Below are 16,381 nucleotides of genomic sequence, written 5' to 3'. Positions count from 1 at the left end.
GGCTGTATACTGCGCTCCTGTCTTTGCTTGTGAGGTGCGTGCATGTCATCCGTTATTTCCACCGACGTGCTGATCGTCGGCGCAGGGGTCGCGGGCCTCTGGCTCAATGCCCGCCTGCGCCGCCTGGGCTACTCGACGGTGCTGGTGGAACGCGCCAGCCTCGGTGGCGAGCAGACCCTCAAGTCCCAGGGGATCATCCACGGTGGTGCCAAGTACGCCCTGCACGGTGCGCTCACCGGCGCCTCCGAGGCCATTGCCGACATGCCGCGGCGCTGGCGCGAGGCCCTGGCCGGCAACGGCGAACTGGACCTGAGCGGCGTGCGCCTGCTGTCCGAGGCGCACTACCTGTGGTCGCCCGGCACCCTGGCCGGCAACCTCACCAGCTTCTTCGCCAGCAAGGCGGTACGCGGCCGGGTCGACCAGGTCAAGGGCGAGCAGTTGCCCCCTGCCCTGCAGGACCGTGCCTTCAAGGGCAAGGTGTACCGCCTGGCCGAACTGGTGGTGGACGTGCCGAGCCTGCTCGCGCGCCTGGCAGAGCTGGCCGGCGACAGCCTGCTGGCCGGTGAACATATCGAACCGCTGCATGACGGTGACGAACTGGTCGGCTTGCGTGTCGATGGCCGCGATATCCGCGCCCAGCGCGTGGTGCTCAGCGCCGGTGCCGGCAATGCCGCGCTGCTGCAAAGCCTGGGCCTGAGCCAGCCGGCCATGCAGCGCCGACCGCTGCACATGGTCATGGCCAAGGGCCCGAGCCTCAAGCCCCTGTACGCCCACTGCCTGGGCGGCGGGCCCAAGCCGCGCATCACCGTGACCACCCACCCGGCCGCCGACGGCCAGTGGGTGTGGTACCTGGGCGGCGACCTGGCCGAAGCCGAGGGCGTTGCCCGCGAACCCGAAGCGCAGATCGCTGCCGCCCGCAAGGAGGTCGCGGGGCTGCTGCCCTGGGTCGACCTCAGCCAGGTGCAGTGGGCCACCGTGCGTGTCGACCGCGCCGAACCCGCGCAATCGGGCCTGGTGCGCCCCGACAACGCCTTCCTCGCCGATCAGCAGCGCCTGCTGGTGGGCTGGCCGACCAAGCTGGCCCTGGCACCGGACTTCGCTGACCGCGTGCTGAACAGCCTGGAACGTGACGGTATCAAGCCAGGCAATCTGCCTGCCCTGCCGCCCCTGCCAAAACCGCCCCTGGCACAACCGGTATGGGAGCAACTGCTGCCATGAGCCTGCCGACCCTGCACCCCTATCACCGCCCGCTGGGCAGCACCGGCCTGAGCGTTTCCCCGCTGGGGCTGGGCACGGTCAAGCTGGGCCGCGACCAGGGCGTCAAATACCCCAACGGCTTCACCATCCCCGACGACGACGAGGCCCGCCTGCTGCTGCGCCAGGCCCGCGAGCTGGGCATCAACCTGATCGACACCGCACCGGCCTATGGCCGCAGCGAAGAGCGGCTGGGCCCATTGCTGCGCGGCCAGCGCCACGACTGGGTGATCGTCAGCAAGGTCGGCGAAGAGTTCGACGACGGCCACTCGCACTTCGACTTCAGCGCCGCCCACACGCGCCGCTCGGTGGAACGCAGCCTCCAACGCCTTGAAACAGATTGTATCGATCTTGTACTGGTGCATTCCGACGGCAACGATCTGCGCATTCTGCAGCAGGAAGCGGTGTACGAAACCCTGGCCCGACTCAAGCAGGAAGGCAAGATTCGCGGCTTCGGGCTGTCCGGCAAAACCGTCGAAGGGGGGCTGCAGGCCCTGCAAACAGGCGATTGCGCGATGGTTACCTACAACCTCGACGAGCAGGGCGAACGCCCGGTGCTGGACTATGCTGCCGAACACGGCAAGGCCATCCTGGTGAAAAAGGCCCTGGCCAGCGGTCATGCCTGCCTGGCCCCGGGCGTCGACCCGGTGCGAGCCAGCTTCGAGCTGCTGTTTGCCCACCCCGGGGTGAGCAGTGCTATTGTCGGCACCATCAATCCCGTGCACCTGGCCCACAACGTGGGCGTGGTCGCCAAGATCCTGAGCCAGCGCTGAGCCGCCGTCGCGGCCGACCCCAACGCAAGAAGGAGCCGAGATGCCGCGCACGCTGATCCGCAAGAACCCCAGCAACTTCAAGACCCTGCCCCTGCATGTGGAAGCCGGCCCCGAGGGCCTGAGCTACCAGAGCATCGGCATGCCGCTGAACTTTGCCCAGACCCTGCAGCGGCGCAAGGCAATCCAGGTGGCCGACCCCGAGCGTTTCGCCGTGGAGCTGGCCAACCTGGGCGTTTCGGTGCGCCTCACCCTGCAGTGGCAGAACCGCGACTACTGGGTACTGGTGCGCCAGCGCCGCCAGGACCGCGGTGATGTGGTGCTCAAGCTGATCTCCGGTTACGTGCCCGCTCAGGAGCTGAACCTGCCCTTGCACACGGCCGTGCAGGAAGTGGCCGAGGAATGCCTGCTGGAGACCCCGGAAGGCTGGCTTGGCGGGCGTTTCAACGACACCTGGTTGCCGGCGCCGTACGCCGACGCGCTGCATTACCGTGAAGCGATGCCCTTCGTGCTGACCCCTCACTCGGGGGCCGCGCGACCGGTGCGCTGTGGCAACCAGCCGCTGATCGAGCGACCGCGAGCCTATGTCCACCTGCCCACGGCGTCACTGCAACTGATTTATGACCTGCGCCTGCAAGTGCCCAGGGAAGCCAAATCATTGAGCCTGTTCCATGTGGACGAGCGCCTTGAGGGCGACCAACTGGTGGCACGCCTCAACCGCAGCCGGCCAGACTTGTACCTGATGCCGCTGGAAGACGGACAGCCGCAGGCCGAGCTGTACACCCTGAAGAAGGACCGATTGGTGCCGGCGAGTACACGTGGTATCTACCTGGCCGAAAGCTTTGCCCGCCAGGATGGCTGGCTGGTGCGTGAAGAGCGGATTCGCTGGAAGGACTGGCTGAGGCAGCAGGGGCTGGTGGCGCCCAGGCCGGACTCGAAACTTAAAAGGCTGACGGGCAAGGCCCGCCAGCTGTTGGGGCTGGCTTTGCAGAAGTAGGACGTTTTTGCAGGCCCTAATCGCGGGTCAAACCACTCAGTTCTTGCGGATTTTCTCCACGATCGCCGTGGTCGAGCTGTTTTCCACCAGCCCCAGCACCTTCACCGTACCGCCATAGGCCTTGACGATATCGGCGCCCACCACCTGATCGATGCCGTAGTCGCCACCCTTGACCAGAACGTCGGGCTTGACCTCGGCAAGCAGGTTTTCCGGGGTGCCTTCGGAGAAGCTGATGACCCAGTCCACTGCCCCCAGCCCCGCCAGCACCGCCATGCGCCGGTCGACACTGTTGATCGGCCGACCCGGCCCCTTCAGGCGACTGACCGAAGCATCGTCATTGACCGCCACGATCAACCGGTCGCCCTGCGCACGCGCCTGCTCCAGGTAGGTCACGTGCCCGGCATGCAGAATGTCGAAGCAGCCATTGGTGAACACGATCTTCTCGTTGTGCGCCCGCGCATCGTCGATGGCCAGCAGCAACTGCTCAAGGCTCAGCACCCCGCGCTCGGAGCCTTCTTCGCGCTGGATGGCGCGGCGCAGTTCCGGCGCGCTGATGGCCGCCGTACCCAGCTTGCCGACCACGATGCCGGCAGCCAGGTTGGCCAGACCGACCGCATGGGGCAGCTCCTCACCGGCGGCGATCGCCGCCGCCAGGGTGGAGATCACGGTATCGCCGGCACCGGTCACATCGAACACTTCACGCGCCCGTGCCGGCAGGTGCATGGCCGGATGGCCCGGGCGCAGCAAGGTCATGCCGTGCTCGCCTCGGGTCACCAGCAAGGCGCCCAGTTCCAGCTCGCGCATCAGCTCGCCGCCCTTGTTGACCAGTTCGGTCTCGTCGGCGCAATGCCCGACGATGGCCTCGAACTCGCCCAGATTCGGCGTGATGACGCTGGCGCCGCGGTAGATCGAGAAATCCTTGCCCTTGGGGTCGGCCAGCACCGGAATGCCCTTGGCCCGCGCGGCCTGAATCAGGCTCTGATGGTTCTTCAATGCGCCTTTGCCGTAGTCGGACAGCACCAGCACCTTCACCCCTTCGAGCAGGGCGTCGACTTCGGCGCCCAGCGACAGCGGGTCGGTGGCAAAGGGTTCTTCGAAATCGATGCGCAGCAGTTGCTGGTGACGGCTCATGACCCGCAGCTTGACGATGGTCGGCTGATGGGCGATGCGCTGGAAGATCGAACGAACCCCCGCTGCCTGCAGGCTGTTGGCCAGACTGTCGGCGGCCTCGTCCTGGCCGGTGACGCCCACCAGCGAGGCCGGCGCACCCAGCGCGGCAATGTTCAGCGCAACGTTGGCTGCACCACCCGGACGGTCCTCGATCTGCTCGACCTTGACCACCGGTACCGGGGCTTCAGGTGAAATGCGAGAGGTACCGCCATGCCAGTAGCGGTCGAGCATGACATCCCCGACCACCAGTACCGGAGCTTGATCGAAACGCGGCATGGACAACTTCATGGGCAACCCATATAGACAAAATGAACAGGGGCGGGATATTAGCACAGCCCTGGCACCGGCCTGTTCGGCGCCGGTAACCTGCTGTGACAACCAGGGCGCAGAACGCGCCCTGGCAGGGTGACTCAGGTGATGTCGGCCTTGGCCGGCTCATCCAGGCCCATGGCGTGCAGGCGCGCGTAATAGCCGTTTTCGGCCAGCAACTGGCCATGCGTGCCACGCTCGACGATGCGCCCCTGATCCATCACCAGGATCAGGTCGGCCTTCTCGATGGTCGACAGGCGGTGCGCGATCACCAGGGTGGTACGGCCTTTCATCACCTGGTCCAGGGCGGCCTGGATGTGCCGCTCCGACTCGGTGTCGAGGGCCGAGGTGGCCTCGTCCAGAATCAGCAGCGGTGCATTCTTGAGCAGGGCCCTGGCGATCGCCAGACGCTGGCGCTGGCCGCCGGACAGCAGCACGCCGTTCTCGCCGACCTCGGTGTCCAGCCCTTGGGGCAACTGATCGATGAACTCCTTGGCATAGGCATCGGCTGCCGCAGCCTCGATCTGCTCGCGCGGCGCACCGGCCAGGTCACCGTAGGCGATGTTGTTGGCCACGGTGTCGTTGAACAGGGTCACATGCTGGGTCACCTGGGCAATGTGCCGACGCAGGTTACGCAGGCGGTACTGCTCCACCTCCACGCCATCGAGCAGGATCTCGCCCTCGGCATGCGGGTAGAAACGCGGTATCAGGCTGGCCAGGGTCGACTTGCCGCTGCCCGAACGCCCAACCAGCGCCACCATCTGACCCGGCTCGGCGGTGAAGCTGATGTCATCGAGCACGCGGCGCTCGCTACCCGGGTAGGTGAAGCTCAGGTGACGTACATCCAGGCGCCCGGTAACCCGGTCGCGCTCGACGGTGCCGTGGTCGACTTCCGGCTCCACATCCAGCTGCTCGAAGATGCTCTCGGCCCCCGACACACCCTTCTGGATGGTCGAGCTGACTTCCGACAGCTGGCGGATCGGCTTGGGCAGCAGACCGGCCGCGGTGATGTAGGCCACCAGGTCGCCGGCGGTGGAGTCGCCGCGCAGGTACAGCACCAGGAACATCAGCACGGCCATGGCCGAGTAGATCACCAATTGCAGCATCGGTGTGTATACCGCGCTGGTCTTGGTCATGCGCAGCTGCTTCTCGGTGTTGCTCTGGCTGGCGTTGTTGAAGCGCTGCTCTTCGTAGTTCTCGCCCCCGAAGCTGCGCACCACGCGATAGCCCTGGATGGTTTCGGACGCGACATGCGTCACGTCACCCATGGCCACCTGGATCTTCTTGCTCTGCTTGCGGAATTTCTTGCTCGAACTGCTGACCATGAAGGCGATCAGCGGCAGAATCGCCAGCATCACGATGGTCAGCTTCCAGTTCATCCACAGTAGATAGCCGAACAGGAACACCACGGTCAGGCCTTCGCGGATCACCACCTTGATTGCATCGGTGGCGGCGCCGGTGACCATGGTCACATTGAAGGTGATGCGCGAAATCAGGTGTCCGGAGTTGTGGCTGTCGAAATAGCGGTTGGGCAGTACCAGCAGCTTGTTGAACAACTCGACCCGCAGGTCGTGCACCAGACCCAGGGAAACCTTGGCCAGGAAATAGTTGCCCAGAAACGAGCCCAGGCCCTGCCACGCGGCGATCAGCACGATCAGCAGCGGCACAGCCTGCAACAATTGGAGGTCGCGCAAGTAAGGCACGGTGGGGAACAGCACCGCTTCGGGGTTGCTCAGGCCATCGACGAAATACTTGAGGATGCCTGCCAGCATGGGCTGGGTCGAGGCGAATATCACGAAGCCGAGGATACTCACCAGGAACATGCCCACGTAGGGCTTCACGTAACCGAGCAGTCGAAAATAGATTTTCAAGCTCGAAGGCGCGGACGATTCAGGGGCGGTCATGAGAATCCGTCGTATCAAAAAGAAGCGGGATTGTATCACAAGCGGTTTTCGCCACTCGGTGCTGGGGTAATATAGCCGGCCAAACAAGCCTCAGGCCCCAGACACCGGAGTATCGATGCAAGCCCTTGAACATGCCCGTTACCTTGCCCTGCGCGAAGGCGCCCAAGTCCTGGAGGCTGACGGTACGGGAGACAAGGTGCTGCGTCTGGGCGACGGCTCGATGCTGAAGCTGTTCCGCCGCAAGCGCCTGATCACGTCCGCGGCGTGGTACCCCTACGCCAAGCGTTTTGCCGATAACTGCCGCACCCTGGCCGAACGTGGCATCCCCTGCCCGCGTGTGCGCCAGGTGTATCGAATAGCCGAAATCGCCCGGGATGCCGTGCATTACGACCCCCTGCCGGGGCAAACCCTGCGCCAGTTGCTCGAGGACCCGCTCAGTGATGACCGACGGCGCGCGCAATTGGGTGCATTTATCGCGCAACTGCACGAGAAAGGCGTCTACTTCCGTTCTGCGCACCTGGGCAACGTGGTGCTCACACCGGAAGGCGAACTGGGCCTGATCGATATTGCCGACCTGCGCATCTACCGCCAGGCGCTGACCAAGCGTCTACGCCTGCGCAACTTCAAGCACATGCTGCGCTACCCGCAGGACCGGGCCTGGTTGCTGGACAACGGTGGCGATGCCTTCAGCAGCGCCTACCTTGCCCACCAGCACACCTGCAGCGCCGCCGAACTGAGCGCCGCACTGGCCTGAAACAAATCGACCACCCGAAGGTGGTCGACTGGATCACAGACGCACGCGCCTCGGACGCTGCGCCACGCGCCCCAGCACCAGCGCCGCAGGCAGCAGCACGAGTGGCCAGAGTTCGTCAGGGTTGCCTATCAGCTTGCTGCCGTCGAAGTTGAGCATAACCAGCGCGCACGCCAGGTACATGCCCCATGGATCCCGGTTGCGCCAGGCCTGCCACAGGGTCGCGCCCATCACTATTAGGAACAGCACTAACGACACCGCCCCGGTGTACAGCCCCATGGCAACGAAGATGTTGTGCGGGTGCTGGATAGGCAGGCCGTCCTGAAGGGTCTTGGCGGTCTTGAAGTCGACCCCGCACCCTAGCGCCCAACCACAATTGCGCCATTCCCCGACCATGATATGGAACAGTTCGACACGGTACGAATCGCCACGCTCGAACAGCGACAGGAACCAATGCTGCTCATGCACCAGCCACAAGACCAGAAGCATGGCTGCAGCGGCCGCCGACACGCAGATCAAACCAATCCTGGGGAACCGCAGGATGCCGTACAGCGCCCAGACGCCCAGCAGAAAGGCAGCGCCAACCAGCGCGGTACGTGTTTGCAACACAAACGCCACCGCAAACAGCGACAGCGCCACTGCAGCTATCGCCTCGATCCAGCGCCGCTCCCTGACCCATGCAGGCAGGGCCAGCGCCAAGGCGCAGAGCAACCAGATGCTGGCATAGATAATGTTCTCCATGCGCGAAGGCAACAAGCGTACACGCTCGCCAAAGGGGAAGATGCCTGTGGCGTAGGCATAGGTAGCGTAGCCAAAGATGTAGGCGAAAATGATCCAGAACTGCGCGCGGGTGAACGCGGACGAGCGGAAAAATTGCGGACTCGTCAGCCCGGCAACCACAAACACAAACACGCAGACATACAGGATGTGCTTGTAGAACTGCCCATTGCCGGCAATGGCGGCAGGCACGAGGAACCACAGCATGAACGCCAGCCAGGCCCAGGTCAGGCCGTGCTGAAACAGCCCGACGCCCCGTTCCTTGAGCAGAAACACCAACCCGGGCAAAGCAATAAACGCGTAGAAGATGTTGTTCGTCCACTTGGACGAGTCCATCAGGATGAAGCTGAGCAGAAACAGAATGATGGCCGCGCCAAAGTAGCGACGGCTGTTGCTGTTTTCCAAATGGACCTCACTAAATAACATTCAACATCCAGCCTATTACCATTCCAACTACCAGCGCTCCAATCAGCTTGAAGCGATCCCTTTGTTTACGGCGCAACTTGTTCTGTTTCTCCTGGGGCAACTCGACATGTCCGCCGAAACCCGTGTGCAGCACGGCATCATTTTCCAGTATCAATGCATAGCGGTTTTCGCTGGCATACAGACGCGAAAGGCTCTTTTCACCGCTGTGCCCGGCATACGGCGCGTGCTGCTGATAGTCGGCCAGGCGGCGCAACCCGGGGTTGAAGGAAAAGCCCTGCCAATCCGGCTTGTGCGAGCCCAACTGGTAGAACGCGATGCCCTGAAGCACCTGGCGCTCGTTGAGGAATACGTAAGGGCTGTGCACCTGCAGGTCGTGGTTGAAGCTGCGCAACCACACCTGCAAGGCCTGCGGGTCGGCCTCCAGCAGCACCTGGGAGTCTTCGATGAAGCCTGGGCGATAGAAGTCCCAGTCGTCCTCGCAATGGAACACCCAGCGTGTCTTGATCTGCGCGTAGGCAGCATCGATCGAGCGCAACTGGCCCAGCTTGGGGTTGTTGACAATGCAGGTGGTGTGCTCGCGCCAGTGCACAGGGACGCAATCGCGTACTGCCTCGTCACCGGAGTCTTCGGTGATGAAAACTTCCCGGATGGGCGCCGTATTGAATCGGTCGAAGCTTTCCAGCGTGCGCTTGAGTAGATCGAACCGGCCGCAACTGGTCACCATCAGGGTGATTTCGCTGCTTTCGCTGAAGAGCATGTTGCTTCCTCGATAAGTGACAGATGAACGGCCTTAACGGCCTACCGCGTTGCGCAGCCGTGCCCACCAGCCAGGCTGGGCATGCGCACGCAGCGGCGCACGCATGGTCTCGACAATGGTCTTGCCCAAGGCGTGAAACGTATAACGCGTCTCGGCCAACTGCTGCCCGCGACGGGAGATCTCGTCGGCCAGCTCGGGCTGCTCACGCAGCTGTTTCAATTTGGCTCGCAGCTCTGCCAAGTCGCGATACAGCACGATGTTGTGCATATCGACAAAACCCAGAGCCTGGTTTTCCTCGTCGCCCTGGTCATAGGCAAACAAGACGCAGCCACAGGCCATCGCTTCGAAATTCTTGATCATGTACTCGCCCATGCCGACATCGGCACTGACGAAAAAGCGGATGCGGCTGAGGGTCTGGCTGTACTCCTCACCCGATTTGGTGCGCGTGACGACAAGGTTCTCGACACTCGCGAGCGAGTCGAGCATTGCCTTGCGCCCGGAGTAGGCCACGCTGCGAAGGCTGCCGACGAAGGCCAGTTCGATGTCGCGCTCGCGCCCTTCATTGCGCAGCAGCGCCTGATCGTAGCCTTTGGGCACGAACACCGCGTCGAAGCCCTCGTCACGCAGGCGCCGGCTTACCACCGCCCCCGAGGTGATCACCCGCGCCCAAGGTATCTGCTGGTAGTGCTTGCTGAACTTGCCCGTGTACTTGCACGGGATGTAGTTCTGATAAGCGTCGTGCTCGAGAATGACCAGATTGGGCACGGTGCGGATAAAGCCGACCTGACGTATCTCTTTCTTGAAGCGCAGGAAAAACACGATCCGGTCGTACTGTTCGACATTGACGTGCTGCTTGAAATAAGCGCGCAGATTGTCCTGCTCGGCGTCGGTCAGCCAACGGATATCACAGTCGCAGGCTGCACCTACGCCTTCATATAAGCGATCCAGAATGGCCCGTTGCTCTTTCTGAACCAGAAATAGGACTTTCACTGTTGCTCTCTCTTGTCGGTTTCGGCACCGACCCAGAACAGCTCGTGCCGGCGCACGGCCTTGCGGAAAAACTCGTTTTCACCAGTGGTCGGCCAACGCCGCCCTGCCAGGACGCGCTGCAAAAAGCGGCGTAGGCGACGCTTGAAGGGGGCTCCGGGCTGCAGGTCGTGCATCATGCCCAAAGACATAGCCTTGTGCCATTGCTTTTCCTCGCTCAACGCCAGCACCCAGGGGCGCATCGCCACCTGCCCTTGGAAGTGGGGCGGCAGCGCCACTCCGCTGCCCGCATCCCCCATTGGCCAACGGTCGTTGTCATGCAGGTGATTGGCGTAGTGCAGCAGCGTCCGCGGCTGATGGTGCGTCAGCGCAAGGGCCTCTAGCACTGCGTTGCGGGCGCATACATGATCGGGGTGGGGATCGAGCAGCGGCTCAGGCAGCACGATGGTCTGCGGGCGAATACGCTCGATCAGTTCACACAGGTCCTGCACCAGGTTGCGCCAGGAGGGGACGCCATCGACGTCGCTGGCAAGGCCGACACGGTTGAAACGCCGGAACAGGCGCGTGTCGAGCATGTCCGCCTCGCGCGACCCCTGCGCCATCAGTGGCTCGGCCTGCATGGCCGCCAGTTGCATGCAGAAATAGCCAAGCTGCACGCAGCGCTCGGCCGGTACACCGGCCCACAGCGGCACGGCGATGCTGTCCCAGCTGCGCAACTGGCCTTTGAGGCGAGCTGCGGCGACTGCATCCAGGCCCATGGCCCGGTAGTGTTCGGTTTCGATTTCACCGGCTGTGAGTGTGACGATCCAGCTTTCCCGGGCCTGGGCATAAGCGCCGAAGGCTGCCAGCTCGGCATCATCGGCATGCGGGGCGATCACCAGCAACGGCCCGGCGAGGTAATCCGGATGTCGGCACACCAACAGCTCGACCTGTTCATCCAGCCGACAGTACTGGCCGCGCAGACGTAGTCGCCCCTCTACAAGGGCGGTGTGCTGCCCGGTCAGGTTCAGGTAACGCACCCCCTTCACACCGCGCTCGAACACCTGTGTATCGGATGTGCCGCCTTCGATCCTCACCGCCGGGTCAAGCAGCCGACCGAACAGCGAAGCGCGCATACAGACCTTGAGCAGCAGCGTGTCGCCCTCCTCGAGGCTGCACCCGGCCGGCACACCCAATCGACCTTGCGTCAGGCGCAGGGGGTAGGACTGGTCGCTGTCGATGAGATAGTCGTAATCACTGGCCGGCGCATAGAACAGATGGTCGCTGAACCAGGCCTCGTGAGCGGACCAGGCCAGTACGCCGAGCACCAGCGGCAGCCACCAGGCGAGCCAGGCACTGGCCAGCAGAATGACCAGCAAAATGACCAGCGTCATGCGCTTGCGCTGCCGATGGCGCCTGAGCAACTGCTGCTTGCGGCTCACACCTGAAACACCGGCACGGGGTTGCACCATCGGTCCTTGTACTCGCGATCGGCGCGGCCGAAGGAGAACCGCAGCGGCTTGTTCAGCGCACGCGCGGCTTCCCAGGCGCTCTGGGTGTTGAGAAAGCTCAGCACGCTGCCTGGGCTGAACGCACGCGTCTCGGGATCGACGCCGCCGTTGACGTACTCGACGCTGACCCACTCGGGAGCCTCGACGCGGTACACCAGCTGGATCGCGATCGGCTTGTCTTCCAGAAACAGCACCGAGCCGATCAGCAACGCGCGCAGGCGTTCGACCATCTCGGCCATGCGCTCGGCACCGGTGGCCGCAAAGCCCCAGCGGCGCTGGAACAGGTCGCAATACATCGACGCGATCTCGGCACTGGTGTACTCGGTGATGGCCCGTACCTGCCCACCCGCCTCTTCCAGCAAACGCAGTTCGCGGCGCTGGTTGTAGCGAAACTTCTTCGACAGTTCTTCGGGCTGGCGTGCCATGGCCAGGGCTTCGGGCTGCGCCTTGAGGCCGCTGAAACGGCCCTGGTTGAGCTCGGACAGGTAGCGCCCGGCATGGCGCAGCGGCGCCTGTGCATCGGCAGCGGCCGGCAGAATCAGCTCGGCATTGCCCAGGTCGAACAGGCCCTTCTTGCCCCGGCGCTTGAGCACGTCCTTGGACAGTGCCAGGTAGCGGTCCCAGGTGGGGATGGCCGCCTTCAGTTGGTCGCCCTGATACCAGCCCAGGTAACGCACCGGAATATCGGCCATCTCGGCCAGTTGCGCGAGCACCAGCGGGTGGGTCGCCACACTGCCGCCAAAGCGCTGCCAGGCGTCGGCGTAGGCCGGCGCATCGATCACGCGCCAGCCGCGCTCACGCCAGCCTTGTACATAATTGAGCATCAGGCCTGCCCCGTCAGTTCGACAACCTGGGGAAGGTGCCAGAAAGTCTCGCGCACGGCCGTGTCGGAGAAGCGTTCGCGCAGGCGCTCGAGCATGCGCTCGGCACAGGCCTGGCGTTGCGCCTGGTCCAGCTCGGCCAGGTGTTGCAGGCCTTGCGCCAGACGCTCGGCATCCCCCAGCGGGAACAGGATGCCGACACCTTCGACCACTTCCTTGGCGCCACCGCAAGCGGTGGCCAGCAATGGCACGCCGGCGACCATCGCTTCGAGCAGCACCATGCCGAAAGGCTCGTGGTCCGAGCTCAGGGCAAACACGTCGAAGGCACTGAAATAGCGCCGTGCATCCGGTACCTGGCCGAGAAAGTCCACCTGTGCGGCAATACCCAGCGCCTCGGCCTGCGCCTTGAGCGCGTGCTCCAGGCGGCCGGTGCCCAGCACCGCCAGGCGGGCGCCTGCCGGCAGTGCCGGCAGCGCCTGGGCAAACCCGCGCAGCAAGGTGGCCTGGTCCTTGTCCGGATGCAGGCGGCCGACATTGCCGACGATCCACGCCTTCGCATCAAGGCCCAGGGCCTGGCGCGCCTGCGCGGCGGGCACCAGACTGGCCTGCAGGGCGTCGATATCGATGCGGTTGTACAGCGTCTGGATACGCTCGGCCGGCCACTTGGGCAGGCACTGGCGCATGTCGTCGCGCACCGCGTCCGACACCCCGAGCAGGCTCAGGCGCTTGCTGAAAATAGTGGCGAACAGCTGGCGGGTACGCCGCTGGTAGTCGCCAAAGGCGTGGTGCACGCCTATCACCGGCAGGCGGGTGGCCAGCAGGGCGATGTAGATAGGCTTGAAGCGGTGGGCGATGCAGAAGCTGAACCGGCGCGACGCGGCAATGCGGCGCAGTTCGCGAATCGCGCCCAGCTTCAAGCCACGAATGGCCTTGGAGCTGAACTCGAGAAACAGCACTTCATCGCTCGCACAGCCCGCCGCCACCTGCGGATCGGCGGCGCCGGTGAGAAACACCGTGGTGACGCGGTAGCCCTTGCCCGCGAACAGGCTGGCGTACTGACGGGCGCAATCGAGAAACGGCCCGTCATAGCCGTGGCAAAACTGCAGGACGTGCCGTTCAGCCAACGCTGTCATAAGCTTTCGCGCCGTCCTTGACCACCAGGATGTCTTCCATGATCAGGTACTGCAGGTCCGAGCCGAAGAACATGTTCAGGGCATCGGTCGGCGAGCAGATCATCGGTTCGCCACGACGGTTGAGCGAGGTATTGAGCGACACGCCGTTGCCGGTCAGGGTCTCCAGCGCCTTCATCATGTCGTAGTAGCGCGGGTTGTACTCGCGCTTGAGCACCTGGGCCCGCGAGGTGCCATCTTCGTGGACCACTTCCGGCACGCGGGTCTTCCACTCTTCAGCCACTTCGAAGGTGAAGGTCATGAACGGGGCCGGGTGATCGATCTTGATCATCTGCGGCGCCACGGTGTCGAGCATCGACGGGCAGAAAGGCCTCCAGCGCTCGCGGAACTTGATCTGGTGGTTGATGCGGTCGGCCACGCCCGGCACGCTCGGGCAGCCGATGATCGAACGTCCGCCCAAGGCCCGCGGGCCGAACTCCATGCGGCCCTGGAACCAGGCCACCGGGTTGCCGTCGACCATGATCCGGGCGATCTGCTCGGGCATGTTGTCCAGCTTGCGCCAGGTCGGCTTGTGTTCGTGACGGGCGCAGGCGGCGATCACGTCCTCGTTGCTGTACGCCGGGCCGAGGTAGACGTGTTCCATCTTCTCGACCGGTACGCCACGGGCGTGGGACACATAGGCGGCAGCACCGACTGCGGTGCCGGCGTCGCCCGAGGCGGGCTGCACGAACAGCTCCTTCACGTCGGGACGGGCGATGATCTTCTGGTTCAGCTTGACGTTCAGCGCGCAGCCGCCGGCAAAGGCCAGCTTGCCGGTTTCCTTGAGCACGTCACCCAGGTAGTAGTCGATCATCTGCAGCGCGAGCTTCTCGAACAGCGCCTGCATGCTGGCCGCATAGTGGATGTACGGCTCGTCGGCGATGTCGCCTTCGCGCTTGGGGCCCAGCCACTCGATCAGCTTGGGCGAGAAGTAGAAACCCTTGCCCTTCTCTTTATAGCGGCGCAGGCCGATGACGTTGGCGTAGTCGGTGTTGATCTCCAGCTCGCCGTTTTCGAAGCTGGCCAGGCGCGAGAAGTCATACTTGCTGGCGTCGCCGTACGGCGCCATGCCCATGACCTTGAACTCGCCGTCGAGCATTTCGAAGCCCAGGAACTCGGTGATCGCGCCATACAGGCCGCCGAGGGAGTCCGGGTCGAAGAATTCCTTGATCTTGTGGATCTTGCCGTTTTCGCCGTAGCCGAAGAACGTGGTGGCGTACTCGCCCTTGCCGTCGATGCCCAGGATCGCGGTCTTTTCCTTGAAACCCGAGCAGTGGTAGGCGCTGGAGGCATGGGCCAGGTGGTGCTCGACCGGTTCGATCTTGATCTTTTTCGGATCGAAGCCCAATTGTTCCAGGCACCAGACGATCTTGTTGCGGTAGCGCTTGTAGCGACGGTTGCCCATCAGCAGCGCGTCGAGGGCGCGATCCGGGGCGTACCAGTAGCGCTTGGCGTAGTGCCAGCGGGCCTTGCCGAACAGGCTGATGGGGGCGAACGGAATCGCTACCACATCGACATCGGACGGCTTGATGCCGGCCTGTTCGAGGCAGAACTTCGCCGATTCGTAGGGCATGCGGTTCTTTGCATGTTTGTCGCGCACGAAGCGCTCTTCTTCAGCGGCGGCAATCAGCTTGCCGTCGATGTACAGGGCCGCGGAAGGATCATGGCTAAGGGCGCCGGACAGGCCAAGAATCGTCAATGCCAAGGGTCTAGCCTCTTCAAATCTGTAGATGTGCGCCCCGGCCTCATGGGCGGGTGGCAGCGAAAGGGCGGGATTATAGCGTAAAGCGTGGTACGGAGTGCAGGGCGCACTGCTGGCGTGGAACCCATCGCGGGTCAAGCCCGCTCCCACAAGGACATCATTGCCTCTGTGGGAGCGGGCTTGACCCGCGATAGGCCAACACATTCACAACACCCTACTCGGCAATCAGCCAGTCCATGCGCCAGCTGCCCTGGGTCTGCCCCAGCACCTGGGCCAGCCACGGCAGCAGTGCGCGCAGCTCTTCTTCCAGGCCCCATGGCGGGTTGGCGATCGCCAGGCCCGAGCCGTTCAAGCCCTGCGGGCTGTCCTGGGGGTGCACGTACAGCTCCACCCGCAGCAGCTTCGGCGCACCGGTGCTGGTCAGGTCCTGATAGAAACGCACCAGCTGGCGCTGGTCCTTGATCGGGTACCAGATGGCCGCGACCGTCTGGCGCATGCGGCCAATCGTCTCCTTCATCGCCACCGTGCAGCGCTTGAGCTCGTCGGCCTGCTCGAAGGGCGGGTCGATCAGCATCACCGCGCGCTTCTCCTGCACCGGCAGCAAGGCCCTCGGCACGTGCCAGCCCTCGCCCAGGTGCACCGCCACGCGTGGGTCCTTCTTCATGTTTTCCTTGAGCAGGCGCCCGTCTTCGGGGTGCTTCTCGTTGAGCAGCACGCGGTCCTGCTGGCGCGCCAGGCGCCGTGCCAGCTCGGGCGACCCCGGGTAGTAGCGCAGCTCGCCGTCGGGGTTCATCTTGCGCAGGATGCGCAGGTAATCGGCCGTCACCTCGGGCAGGTCGTCGCGCCCCCAGAGCCGGCCGATGCCTTCCAGCCACTCGCCGGTGCGGGTCGCCTGGTCGCCCTGCAGGTCATACAGGCCAAGGCCGGCGTGGGTGTCGAGGTAGGCGAACGGCTGCTCCTTGCGCGACATCAGCGCAATCAGCCGGGTCAATACGAGGTGTTTGAACACGTCGGCGTGGTTGCCGGCGTGAAAGGCGTGACGATAGTTCATGGCAACTCCTGCAAGGCCCGGAAGTTTACCCTGTCAGGCCCGCGCC

At 64.0% G+C, this 16,381-nt stretch carries 14 protein-coding genes; 4 read left to right on the top strand and 10 right to left on the bottom strand.

All coding sequences use genetic code 11. The annotated features are described in order from the left end of the window. The first annotated feature begins 42 nt into the window (after nt 1–42). From B4I46_RS03765 to B4I46_RS03755, 3 genes are read left to right on the top strand one after another with little or no spacing between them, the layout of a single operon-like run. Entirely contained in the window at nt 43–1,218 is a 1,176-nt protein-coding gene (locus B4I46_RS03765; RefSeq protein ID WP_286898699.1) for an NAD(P)/FAD-dependent oxidoreductase, read from the top strand. Beyond that, nucleotides 1,215–2,027 carry an aldo/keto reductase gene (locus B4I46_RS03760; protein WP_043863571.1) on the top strand — a complete coding sequence of 271 codons (813 nt, stop codon included), beginning with the start codon at nt 1,215–1,217 and terminating at the stop codon, nt 2,025–2,027. Before B4I46_RS03765 ends, B4I46_RS03760 begins: the two co-directional genes overlap by 4 nt. Before the next feature lie 40 nt (nt 2,028–2,067). Then, nucleotides 2,068–3,021, top strand: coding sequence for a hypothetical protein (locus tag B4I46_RS03755; protein ID WP_043863572.1), 954 nt, complete (start codon nt 2,068–2,070; stop codon nt 3,019–3,021). Nucleotides 3,022–3,057: 36 nt separating this feature from the next. Here B4I46_RS03755 and hldE read toward each other — a convergent pair whose 3' ends face one another. Both hldE and msbA read right to left on the bottom strand, forming a co-directional pair. Beyond that, on the bottom strand, nt 3,058–4,479 hold the full coding sequence (hldE, locus tag B4I46_RS03750) for a bifunctional D-glycero-beta-D-manno-heptose-7-phosphate kinase/D-glycero-beta-D-manno-heptose 1-phosphate adenylyltransferase HldE (RefSeq protein WP_058541610.1): 1,422 nt from the start codon (nt 4,477–4,479) through the stop codon (nt 3,058–3,060). 122 nt (nt 4,480–4,601) lie between these two features. After that, nucleotides 4,602–6,404 carry a lipid A export permease/ATP-binding protein MsbA gene (gene msbA, locus B4I46_RS03745; RefSeq protein WP_043863574.1) on the bottom strand — a complete coding sequence of 601 codons (1,803 nt, stop codon included), beginning with the start codon at nt 6,402–6,404 and terminating at the stop codon, nt 4,602–4,604. Nucleotides 6,405–6,519: 115 nt separating this feature from the next. Here msbA and B4I46_RS03740 point away from each other — a divergent pair, with 115 nt between their 5' ends. Next, nucleotides 6,520–7,158 (top strand): phosphotransferase, encoded by a 639-nt coding sequence (locus B4I46_RS03740; protein ID WP_043863575.1) that lies wholly within the window; start codon nt 6,520–6,522, stop codon nt 7,156–7,158. A gap of 33 nt (nt 7,159–7,191) precedes the next feature. Here the strand turns inward: B4I46_RS03740 and B4I46_RS03735 are convergent, their stop codons facing one another. The 8 genes from B4I46_RS03735 to B4I46_RS03700 all read right to left on the bottom strand — a co-directional run bounded on the left by B4I46_RS03735 (nt 7,192) and on the right by B4I46_RS03700 (nt 16,335). Next, nucleotides 7,192–8,358 carry an O-antigen ligase domain-containing protein gene (locus B4I46_RS03735; RefSeq protein ID WP_286898694.1) on the bottom strand — a complete coding sequence of 389 codons (1,167 nt, stop codon included), beginning with the start codon at nt 8,356–8,358 and terminating at the stop codon, nt 7,192–7,194. After that, complete coding sequence (locus tag B4I46_RS03730; protein ID WP_043863577.1) at nt 8,348–9,115, bottom strand: glycosyltransferase family 2 protein; 768 nt, start codon at nt 9,113–9,115, stop codon at nt 8,348–8,350. The genes B4I46_RS03735 and B4I46_RS03730 overlap by 11 nt, the downstream gene beginning before the upstream one ends. Nucleotides 9,116–9,148: 33 nt before the next feature. Continuing rightward, entirely contained in the window at nt 9,149–10,105 is a 957-nt protein-coding gene (locus B4I46_RS03725; protein WP_043863578.1) for a glycosyltransferase family protein, read from the bottom strand. Further along, nucleotides 10,102–11,523 (bottom strand): PIG-L deacetylase family protein, encoded by a 1,422-nt coding sequence (locus B4I46_RS03720; protein ID WP_286898690.1) that lies wholly within the window; start codon nt 11,521–11,523, stop codon nt 10,102–10,104. Before B4I46_RS03720 ends, B4I46_RS03725 begins: the two co-directional genes overlap by 4 nt. After that, nucleotides 11,520–12,416: an antimicrobial resistance protein Mig-14 gene (locus B4I46_RS03715; protein WP_054915749.1), complete on the bottom strand. Its 897-nt coding sequence runs from the start codon at nt 12,414–12,416 to the stop codon at nt 11,520–11,522. Before B4I46_RS03715 ends, B4I46_RS03720 begins: the two co-directional genes overlap by 4 nt. Continuing rightward, a complete protein-coding gene (locus tag B4I46_RS03710; RefSeq protein WP_286898688.1) occupies nt 12,416–13,546 on the bottom strand; it encodes a glycosyltransferase in 1,131 nt (376 codons plus the stop codon). Before B4I46_RS03710 ends, B4I46_RS03715 begins: the two co-directional genes overlap by 1 nt. Beyond that, nucleotides 13,530–15,287, bottom strand: coding sequence for a carbamoyltransferase family protein (locus tag B4I46_RS03705; protein WP_043863582.1), 1,758 nt, complete (start codon nt 15,285–15,287; stop codon nt 13,530–13,532). Before B4I46_RS03705 ends, B4I46_RS03710 begins: the two co-directional genes overlap by 17 nt. Before the next feature lie 211 nt (nt 15,288–15,498). Next, nucleotides 15,499–16,335 (bottom strand): 23S rRNA (adenine(2030)-N(6))-methyltransferase RlmJ, encoded by an 837-nt coding sequence (locus tag B4I46_RS03700; protein ID WP_043863583.1) that lies wholly within the window; start codon nt 16,333–16,335, stop codon nt 15,499–15,501. Nucleotides 16,336–16,381 lie beyond the last annotated feature (46 nt).

The organism is Pseudomonas sp. UBA7500 (genome assembly GCF_002478435.1).
GTDB classification, from domain to species: Bacteria; Pseudomonadota; Gammaproteobacteria; order Pseudomonadales; family Pseudomonadaceae; genus Aquipseudomonas; species Aquipseudomonas palmensis.
The sequence above is the reverse complement of the archived record's forward strand: the minus strand, read 5'-3'. Positions and strand labels throughout refer to the sequence as shown.

Bases quoted from the DNA above. Each gene is read 5' to 3' on its own strand.
- B4I46_RS03765 (WP_286898699.1), top strand. From the start codon at position 43: ATGTCATCCGTTATTTCCACCGACGTGCTGATCGTCGGCGCAGGGGTC.
- B4I46_RS03760 (WP_043863571.1), top strand. From the start codon at position 1,215: ATGAGCCTGCCGACCCTGCACCCCTATCACCGCCCGCTGGGCAGCACC.
- B4I46_RS03755 (WP_043863572.1), top strand. From the start codon at position 2,068: ATGCCGCGCACGCTGATCCGCAAGAACCCCAGCAACTTCAAGACCCTG.
- hldE (WP_058541610.1), bottom strand. From the start codon at position 4,479: ATGAAGTTGTCCATGCCGCGTTTCGATCAAGCTCCGGTACTGGTGGTC.
- msbA (WP_043863574.1), bottom strand. From the start codon at position 6,404: ATGACCGCCCCTGAATCGTCCGCGCCTTCGAGCTTGAAAATCTATTTT.
- B4I46_RS03740 (WP_043863575.1), top strand. From the start codon at position 6,520: ATGCAAGCCCTTGAACATGCCCGTTACCTTGCCCTGCGCGAAGGCGCC.
- B4I46_RS03735 (WP_286898694.1), bottom strand. From the start codon at position 8,358: ATGTTATTTAGTGAGGTCCATTTGGAAAACAGCAACAGCCGTCGCTAC.
- B4I46_RS03730 (WP_043863577.1), bottom strand. From the start codon at position 9,115: ATGCTCTTCAGCGAAAGCAGCGAAATCACCCTGATGGTGACCAGTTGC.
- B4I46_RS03715 (WP_054915749.1), bottom strand. From the start codon at position 12,416: ATGCTCAATTATGTACAAGGCTGGCGTGAGCGCGGCTGGCGCGTGATC.
- B4I46_RS03710 (WP_286898688.1), bottom strand. From the start codon at position 13,546: ATGACAGCGTTGGCTGAACGGCACGTCCTGCAGTTTTGCCACGGCTAT.
- B4I46_RS03700 (WP_043863583.1), bottom strand. From the start codon at position 16,335: ATGAACTATCGTCACGCCTTTCACGCCGGCAACCACGCCGACGTGTTC.